This is a genomic window from Mangrovibacterium sp. (genome assembly GCF_059905295.1).
Genome location: NZ_JBZQJF010000032.1, coordinates 25490 through 34915 on the forward strand (window position 1 = coordinate 25490; position 9426 = coordinate 34915).

Annotated in this window: 5 protein-coding genes; 3 read left to right on the forward strand and 2 right to left on the reverse strand. The window is 42.5% G+C overall.

Annotated features, from left to right (window positions below; genetic code table 11):
• Positions 1 to 93: 93 nt before the first annotated feature.
• Complete coding sequence (locus AC37HE_RS02210) at positions 94 to 2517, reverse strand: alpha-ketoacid dehydrogenase subunit alpha/beta (protein ID WP_500781140.1); 2424 nt, start codon at positions 2515 to 2517, stop codon at positions 94 to 96.
• Positions 2518 to 2875: 358 nt separating this feature from the next.
• Between AC37HE_RS02210 and AC37HE_RS02215 the strand changes: the two genes are divergently transcribed.
• The 3 genes from AC37HE_RS02215 (at position 2876) to AC37HE_RS02225 (ending at position 8345) form a co-directional block, all read left to right on the forward strand.
• Positions 2876 to 3958, forward strand: a complete 1083-nt coding sequence (locus AC37HE_RS02215) for a PKD domain-containing protein (RefSeq protein WP_500781141.1) — start codon at positions 2876 to 2878, stop codon at positions 3956 to 3958.
• Between the two features lie 236 nt (positions 3959 to 4194).
• Complete coding sequence (locus AC37HE_RS02220; protein ID WP_500781142.1) at positions 4195 to 5238, forward strand: efflux RND transporter periplasmic adaptor subunit; 1044 nt, start codon at positions 4195 to 4197, stop codon at positions 5236 to 5238.
• Positions 5235 to 8345, forward strand: coding sequence for an efflux RND transporter permease subunit (locus tag AC37HE_RS02225; RefSeq protein WP_500781143.1), 3111 nt, complete (start codon positions 5235 to 5237; stop codon positions 8343 to 8345). The genes AC37HE_RS02220 and AC37HE_RS02225 overlap by 4 nt, the downstream gene beginning before the upstream one ends.
• Positions 8346 to 8415: 70 nt before the next feature.
• Here AC37HE_RS02225 and AC37HE_RS02230 read toward each other — a convergent pair.
• The coding region (locus tag AC37HE_RS02230; RefSeq protein WP_500781144.1) for a T9SS type A sorting domain-containing protein at positions 8416 to 9426 on the reverse strand (1011 nt) is incomplete at its 5' end.

The window sequence follows — 9426 nt, forward strand, 5'->3', positions numbered from 1 at the left end:
GAATTATAAATGACTTAGGGATCCAATTCCCAGGCAACAAAAAAGGTTGAACATTACTGTTCAACCTTACTGTATTTTTGATTATTTATTTTCTTAATCCAATGGCGGATATTTTTTGATATTCGTTTCGCGCATCATGTTGTAGATGGCTTCGTAGATTCGTTCTACCGTTGGTTTGGTGAAGTATTCCCCATCAATACCATAGGCCGGACGGTGTTCTGCAGCTGGTAAAGTTACCGGAGCTGTATCCAAATAGTTGAAAGCTTTTTGTTCTTCCAGAACTTTTTGCATCATGTAGGCTGAAGCACCACCAGGAACATCCTCGTCCACAAAAATCACCTTATTGGTTTTCTTAATGGACTCCACTATCATATGGTTGACATCGAAGGGCATCAAGGTTTGTACGTCAATTACTTCGACCGAAATATTCTTCAATTCCAGCAGTAATTGAGCTGCTTTTTCTGCGTGATGTGCATTCCATGCGTAAGTAACCAGGGTAACATCAGTTCCTTCGTGTAATATTTCAGGTACGCCCATGGGCACTTTATATTCGCCCAGGTTCGATGGAAGTTGTTCTTTTACATTATACCCTTTCAGCGGTTCAATAACAAGAGCCGGGTCGTTACCTTCCAGCAAGGTATTGTACATTCCTGCTGCTTGCGTCATGTTCCGGGGGACGCAAAGGAAGATGCCCCGCATTGCTCCCAAAATTAATTGCATAGGCGAACCGGCATGCCAGATACCTTGCAGCTGGTGGCCCCGGGTACGGATGATCATTGGCGCAGATTGTTTGCCCATGGTGCGATATTGCATACTCGCCAAATCGTCGCTCAATGTTGGTAATCCATACATGAGGTAGTCGAGGTACTGGATCTCGGCAATAGGGCGGAAGCCCCGCAGTGCCAACCCAACTCCCTGACCGATGATCGTCGTTTCTCGAATTCCGGTATCCGAAACACGATGCTCGCCAAACTCTTCCTGCATATCTTTCATACCTTGGTTTACATCGCCCATAAAACCGGTATCTTCGCCAAAAGTTACCAGGTTCGGGTATTTCGCAAACAATTTATGGAAGTTCCGGCTGATGATCTCACAACCATTCACCATGGGAGCATCCTGCTCAATTTGTACCGGAACTGATTCAACCTTCAAGGTCGAGTCCTGTCCTTCGCGGTGCAACTGGGCGTTATACATCACATTGGTACGACCTTCAAATTGCTGCAACCACTTGTTCAGGCTTGCTTTTTCAACCTCAAGCCCTGCCACCCCGTGAAGCTCATATTTAAGTCTTTTAGCAAAACTAAACAAGGCGCGGCGCGTAGGGAATAGTCTGTTTTTTACGGTTTCAAAATCGGCTGAATGATCAATTGATTTGATATTGTGTGACGCAATCTGTTGAACGATTTCTGCCAGGCTATTGGTTTCAGCCTCATAGCTTCCATTATAGTGTTTCCAAGCGGTATCACGTGCTTGACGAGCTCGCTTTGTAGCTCGGTTTTCAATATCTTTTAGTTGAGCATCGTTGGCCTTACCTGTTTCCAGAATCCACTTTTTAAATTGGCTGATGCAATCAAATTTTTTCTCCCAGGCCAGTCGGTCTTTGCTTTTATAGCGTTCGTGAGAGCCCGATGTTGAGTGCCCCAATGGCTGAGTAATTTCCTGAACATGGAAAAGGGCAGGAACCTGCGTTTCGCGACATTGGGCTATTCCTTTTTCAAAGGTCTGAACCAGGTTTTCGTAGTCCCAGCCCTTGCAGGTATAAATATCGATTCCGTTTGTATCTTTTTCTTTCTGAAAACCTTTCAGTACTTCAGAGATACTTTCTTTAGTCGTTTGTAATCTCTTGGGAACACTGATTCCGTAACCATCGTCATAAACAGCAATAGCTAAAGGTACCTGCATGACTCCGGCCGCATTGATGGTCTCGAAGAACATTCCCTCCGAGGTACTGGCATCGCCAATCGATCCAAAAGCAACCTCATTACCATCAACATTGTTATTCAGCTTTTCTTTGAGCTCCGGATGTTCCCGAACGATTTTCGACGCTTGAGCCAATCCCATTAAACGCGGAATTTGTCCGGCTGTTGGCGAAATGTCGGATGCCGAATTATATTGGGTCATCAAATCTTTGATTACCCCGTTTTCGTCAACATTTCGGGTACTAAAGTGATTATTGAAATTCCTCCCTCCGGTTGAAGGGTTGAAGTTTAAATCGGTATCACCATATATCATGGCGAAGAATTCTTCCGGTTGAAGTAATCCCAGGCACAGCATGAAGGTTTGATCCCGGTAATAGCCGGAACGCCAATCTCCCTTACGGAAGAACTTAGCATAGGCTATTTGTGTTAACTCTTTTCCATCTCCGAAAATACCAAAATGAGCACGTCCGTTATGGACTTCTCTTCTGCCTAATAAACTTAGTTGTCGACTAAGGTAGGCTACGTAATAATCATTTAGGATTTCGGTTAGTGCGTTGTTTTCAGTTGATTCCAATACGTCAGATTTCTCAAGGTACATGTCAACACTTTTGATTAATACTTCTTCAACTTCTCTAATGTCAGTTGCAAAGGTGTCAAAAAATTTATCATTAAAACGTTTGTATACTCCATTTGTTTGTGCACTAATTGTTGCAAAAAATACAGACTAAACATATTTTTATAGCCTGTATTCGTCAAAGTGAATGTAAGTATCATATAATCAGATTGTTTTGTCTTTTGTTTCCAAGGCCGGCTTATTCTCTCTTGTTGGTTAATGCAAAAATTATATGTTTTGAAACTTATAAATTGTAGTGTGCAAGACATCTTCAACCGGCTTTTCTTTTTCAGAATGCGTATCTTCATCCGCAGTTTACTACACTCACCAAAACCTTACTGCAATGAAACATCCAATAACCTTTACTTTTATCCTCCTGTCAATTTGTTTAGTTCTGGCACGGTTCTCACAAGCTCAGGATAACCGTCAATTTAAGATTTTCCAGTTTCCCGCTGATCAAATTCCGGTGATTAACGGCGATGCAACTGATTGGGAAATTGTACCTGATAGTTTCGTTGTGGGGATGAACGAGGTGTGGGATGACAGTCATAAACATGTGAAGGCTGATCCTGAAAATCTCAACTTTCAGGTTACAGTGGGGTGGGTGAAGGGATTGAATCGTCTTTATTTTTTGTACGAAGCTTATGATGATTACTGGGACTTTTCGAAGCCCGGTTTGCACAACGATACCTTTGAGTTAATCGTTGACGGAGACCAGTCGGGTGGACCGTTTATCGATCGTTTTCATCCGAACCAGGAGATGTCGGAGATGGATCGCTACTTCTCCTTTCATGGCGTACAGGCTCAAAACTATCACATATTTACGCCGGCAGAGGGCAAAGACTGGACCTTGGTGTGGGGCAGCCAGCCTTGGATTAAAGAACTGCCTTATGCCAATGCCGCTTACCATTACGACTTTGAACCGGGAGGATCGGGAAAGCTGACACTCGAGTTTTGGATAACGCCTTTCGATTATGCCGGAAATGATCCTTCACGGGCTGTGGAGTCCATTCTGACTGAAAATAAATTGGTTGGGTTATGTTGGGCAGTTATAGATTATGATGATGTTGATAAGGACTCGAATAATGGTTTTTGGAACCTGAGTAAAGAACATACGATGTATGGTAATGCTTCTTATGCATTGCCTTTTCGGTTGATGCCATTGGATGATCGCTTTCATAAACCTGTTGAGGCCGACTGGACGTTTAAAGTCATTGATCCCGATCATCGACGGGTGGCTTTCACCGATCAATCGTACGGTGAAATAACATCATGGCATTGGGATTTTGGTGATGGGCAAACCTCCGAAGAACAGAGCCCGATACATGAGTATGCTGAAGCTGGTAAATACTTGGTTGTATTGTGGGTTGACGGTCCCAAGGGCAAGTCGCGTATGGCTAAATTATGGGATGTTGCACTTAAGTAAATCCAGGCAATTTCTTCTCTCAGTTAATTTTTTTTTTAAGTTGAATAACTTCCGTTTTCTTTCCCATATCCGAGGTGGGAAGTGGTCTTCCTTTTCGGTTTTTCGATGAGCTTTCTGAAAAATGATTACACGCTCTTCGGGCTTTTGTGTAACGAATAAATGATTTAGTTGTATAATGATTTACGGCTATCTGGTGGATGCATCGTGATTTTTTCAACCGTAATAAAGAAAGAAATATGAAGTTAAAAATGATCTGCGCACTACTGGGAATGCTCATGGTAGGGATACCGAAATGTGAGAATGGGAAGGAAGATGCTGCCGGGGAAGAAAAGTCGCAGGTGGTGGATGTTTATCTGGTTTCGTCAACTGGGGCACGTCAGGATTTTGCTTTTAGCGGAAATATAGAGGGGAACACAACTGTTCGTTTGGGCTTTATGGTTCCCGGAAAAGTAAATTATATTGCTGCTGAAGAAGGTGACCGTATTAGAGCGGGACAAGTTTTGGCTGCGCTGGATCCGGAGAGTTACCAGATTGCTAAAGTAATGTCTGATGCCGAGGTTGATCAAACTCAGGATGACTATAATCGTTTGTGGGAACTGTACAAACGGAATAGCTTGACGGAAAGTGAAATGGTAAAGATTACCATGTCTTTAAGAGCGGTGAAAGCACAACAGCGCTTGCGTGCCAAGAATCTGCGGGATACAAAATTACGTTCACCGATCGACGGAATATTGATTAAAAAGGGAGTCGAGGTTGGCGAGATTATCGATCAGGGGATTCCTGTTTTTGCAGTAGCCGATATTAACACCGTAAAAGTAGTTGCTGCGGTTCCGCAGATGGAACTTCGATATATCGAAATGGGAAGTATGACGGATGTTTATGTTGCTTCGATCGATTCAACTTTTACAGGCCCGATTGTGGAGATAGGAACATTGGCTGATCCCGAAACCCGAACTTTTCCTGTAAAAATAGAATTGGAGAATCCCCGGCAGATTATCCGCCCGGGGATGACAGCAGAATTAAAAATGGAGACCGGTGAGGCAACGATCCGTATAACGGTTCCTGCAAATTGTATTTTACGTGATTTGGATAATTCTTCCTATGTTTTTGTAGCAGATACCGTTAAGATGAAAGCTTTTAAATGTTTGGTTTCAATAGGACAAATTGTGGATAACCGGATTGAAATAACTAGTGGTTTGTCGCCTGGTGATCTGGTGATAATGACTGGTCTATCGAAGCTAAACAATGGTTCCTCCATCTCTTTAACTCGCGAAGAATGAATTTTGTAAAAGCCTCATTGAAATATAGGCAGGTAACCATCTCTGTCCTGTTGATGGTTTTTGTGGTCGGCATTTATTCGCTGTTAACCATGCCTCGGCGCGAGGATCCTATGATTGCTTCGCCATTAGGGCTGGTTGTTGCTTATTATCCCGGTGCGACAGCTATTCAGGTTGAAGAGCAGCTAACGACGCGCCTGGAGGAATACTTATTTCAGTTTCCCGAAGTTTGCAAAGAAAAGACTTATTCCACAACCAGTGATGGAGAACTTGTTATTAGTGTTTGGCTCAATGATGGTGTAAAAGAGCCCGAAATCTTTTGGAGTAAGCTAAGGCATCAGTTAATTGTAGCCCGTGTATTGGAATTGCCGGATGGTGTTATCGGTCCAATTGTCAATTCCGATTTTGGCGATACTGAAGCATTGCTGATCAGTATGGAGTCGGATAATGCAACTTATGCGCAGCTAAAGGGATATGTAACTTTGTTGGAAGATCAGCTGAGGACAATTGCCGCTACCTCAAAAATCAGACGCATCGGTGAGCAGAAAGAGCAGATATCAGTCTATTTTAATCCTGATAAATTGGCGCTTTATCAAGTGAGTTTACGGCAGGTTGTTGAGGTTTTGAAAGCGCAAAATACAATTAGTTCGGGAGGGGAGATTAAAACGGATGAGAGCAACGTAGCCATTCATACCCATGGCTATTTTAAAACAGAAGCTGAGTTGTCCAATCAAATTATAGGAATTTCCGAAACAGGAGCAGTTGTTCGGTTGAGTGACATTGCTACAATTAAACGGGAATACGAAGAACTAAAGAACGATTTAAGGGTCAACGGCAAGCGGGCGATGATTGTGGCTGTTCAGATGAACGAAGGGAATAATATTGTTGAATATGGAGATCTGGTAAATGCAGCCATTGATCGGGTAAAAGATCTGGTACCTTCGGATGTTGAAATTAGTTTGGTTTTTAATCAGCCGTCCCTGGTTCGTGAAAATGTAGGGCACTTTTTGCGTGAGTTCCTTATCGCTATTATAGCAGTTATCATCATCGTTATTTTGCTTCTCCCATTCCGAATTGCAGCTGTTTCGGCAACAGCGATACCCATAACTGTTGCGGTAACATTTGCTGTTTTGAATTTAATCGGTGTTGAGTTGCATCAGGTGTCGCTGGCAGCGCTTATTGTTGTTCTTGGTATGGTTGTAGATGATGCTATTATCGTAGCTGACAACTATGTGGAATTGTTGGATCAGGGAGAAAATCGGTGGACTGCAGCCTGGCGAAGTGCACACGATCTGGTAATTCCTATATTAACCTCTACCGTAACGATTATTGCTGCTTTTTTGCCTATGGTAATTCTATCGGGGGCAATCGGTGAGTTTATTCACGATCTTCCGATAACGGTAAGTGTAGCCCTTGCTTCATCTTTTGTTGTTGCGATGTTGCTGACACCGATGCTATGCTACACATTTATTAAAAATGGGTTGAACGGAAATTCCGGCAATAAGCATCTTAAAAAGAACCGTTCCTTATTAGACTTTATGCAGGTAGCTTACAGTCGCTTAATTACAAAATGTTCCAGGCATGCTTTTCTCACTGTTGGGGGAAGTTTACTTACGATTGTTTTGGCCGGATTCATCTTTGAAAAGTTTGTAGGTCAGCAATTTTTTCCTGCCGCCGAACGCAATCAGTTTGTGGTGGAATTATGGATGCCTACCGGAACGAAAGTTGAAAAAACGTTGGAGTCTATTCTGAAAATCGAAAACAGAATCAAAAATGATAGACGTGTTGTTTCATATGCGACATTTTCAGGGATGAGTGCCCCTCGTGTTTATTACAATTTTTCCCCCGAATTTCCGGTTAGCTATTACGCTCAAATGCTGATTAATACGACAACGGATAAAACAACCGAGGAATTAGCCGAGGAACTGTCAGGTGAAGTTGAAGATTTAGTACCGGAGGGAACCGTCCAGGTTAAATTAATGCAGCAAGGTCAACCGCTGGTGTCGCCGGTTGAGGTTCGGATCTTTGGTGATAATCTTCAAACATTAAAAGTTATTGGTAACCAGGTGAAAAATATTATCCGGGACGCCACAGGAAGCAATTTTGTTCACGATGATTTTAGGGAAGATTATTTTGGAGTCAATATAAACCTGAACAGTCAGGCTTCGCGCCTGGGATTTACGACTGAGAGCGTGGCAAAGCTCATGTATTTATGTACGAGTGGATCGGCTGTTTCCCGGATTTATGAAGGCGACAATGTCGTTAATATTGTTCTTCGAATGGTTCCCGATAAACGACAAAATATGGAATCACTGTTGAATATTTATTTGGAATCGCCGGTTACCGGGGAAAGTGTTCCCCTGCGACAAATTGCTGATATTGTACCTCAGTGGCAACCCGGAAGAATAAATCATCGGAATGGAGTGCGCTGTTTGACTGTCGGGTGTGAAACCATTGGAAACGTCCTTCCGTCTGATCTGCTGGAGTCGATTCAGCCCGAAATTGCAACCGTTAATTTACCTGCAGGATTCCGGATTGAATATGGTGGAGAACACGAGAATAAAACTGAAGTAATGGGTGGGATGATTACGGTGTTGGGAATTAGTTTGGCCTTGATATTCCTGGTGCTTTTGTTTCAGTTTCGAAATATCAAGGAAGTTGCAATGGTTATGCTAACGATTCCGCTGAGCCTTTTCGGAGCGATATCCGGCCTGGCAATTACGCATAGTACATTCGGCTTTACAGCTTTTCTTGGAATAATCAGTTTGTCGGGAATTGTGGTGCGAAACGCGATAATCCTGATTGAACATACGAATGAATTGATGGATTTGGGCTTCGATCTTCGAACTGCTGCAATTGAAGCTGCAGAACGGAGATTACGGCCTATTTTTTTAACTGCCATGGCTGCTGCCTTCGGTGTTGTTCCAATGATTTTATCGGGCTCATCGCTGTGGGCTCCTTTAGCAAGTGTTATTGCTTTTGGTGTTGTTTGGAGTATGGTTATGGCTTTGTTGACAATTCCTGTACTGTACCTTCATATTATGAATCCGGGAGAGAAAAGAAACTTACCTGATGAATCGAACGCTGATCGACAAGAATTGAATGAATAATGAAACCCGCATGAAATTAGTTTGAAAATGAAAGAAATGATATCCAGTCTGCTAGCGTTGCTTCTTGTGATTAATTTTTTATTAGCTTGAAGACGGACTGATTTTTATCTGTTGAAATATACAGTAGATATATTCCGGCTCTCAGATAGGAAACATTAATGTAAGGGAATGATGAAGGTTTAGTATTGAGATAAATAGTCCCGTTCTCTCCGTAAAGACAGATGTTTTCAAGTGTTTCATCCTCATTGACCATTATATAAAAGCTATCATTGAACGGATTTGGATAAACTAAGATATTACTCAAAGATGGGGTAGTGGCCGTATAAATAGAGAGATCGATGGTAAGTAACATTGTATCCGTGGTTTGGCAATATTGATTTTCGGTTGTCGTTGCCCAGATGGAGAAGGTTCCAATCCCTAAGTCTTTTGCAATTAAGGTTAATTCGTTTTCATATGTGTTATTATACCAGACAATTGAGGAGCTATTCGTTTGAGGAACCAGATGAAGTGTATCATTCGAGGTGATGGTCTGGTCGGGACCTAAGTTGATATCTAGTTTTTTGTAAACGATAAATTCTTGTTCAATGCTTGTCTCACAATTATTTCCATTTTTTAGGGAGTAGGAGATTGTATGCGTTCCTTCCCCTGCAATTGTCGGATAAAAATAATCACCAGTGATGCCGGAACCTGAAAGTATCCCACCGGTAGGTGAGACATCCACTAAAATTGCTTGTTCATCTTCGCAGAAATTGAGGTCAGTATTTAGTATTGCTGGTTGTGGCAGGGCATAAACGATAAAGTCGGTTGTGGTTGTAGCTTCGCATCCATTTCCATCGATAAGGGAATAGGAAATCTGATGCGTTCCCGCACCGGCAACAGCCGGATTAAAGTAATCACCAACGATGCCCGTACCTGAGAGTGTTCCACCGGTCGGTGAGAAATCTACCAAGACTGCTTGCTCGTTTTCACAAAAATCCAAATCGGTATTTCGTATTGCTGGTTGTGGCAGGGCATAAACGGAAAATACGACAGTGGTTGTAGCTTCGCATCCATTTCCATCGGTAAGGGAATAGGAAATCAG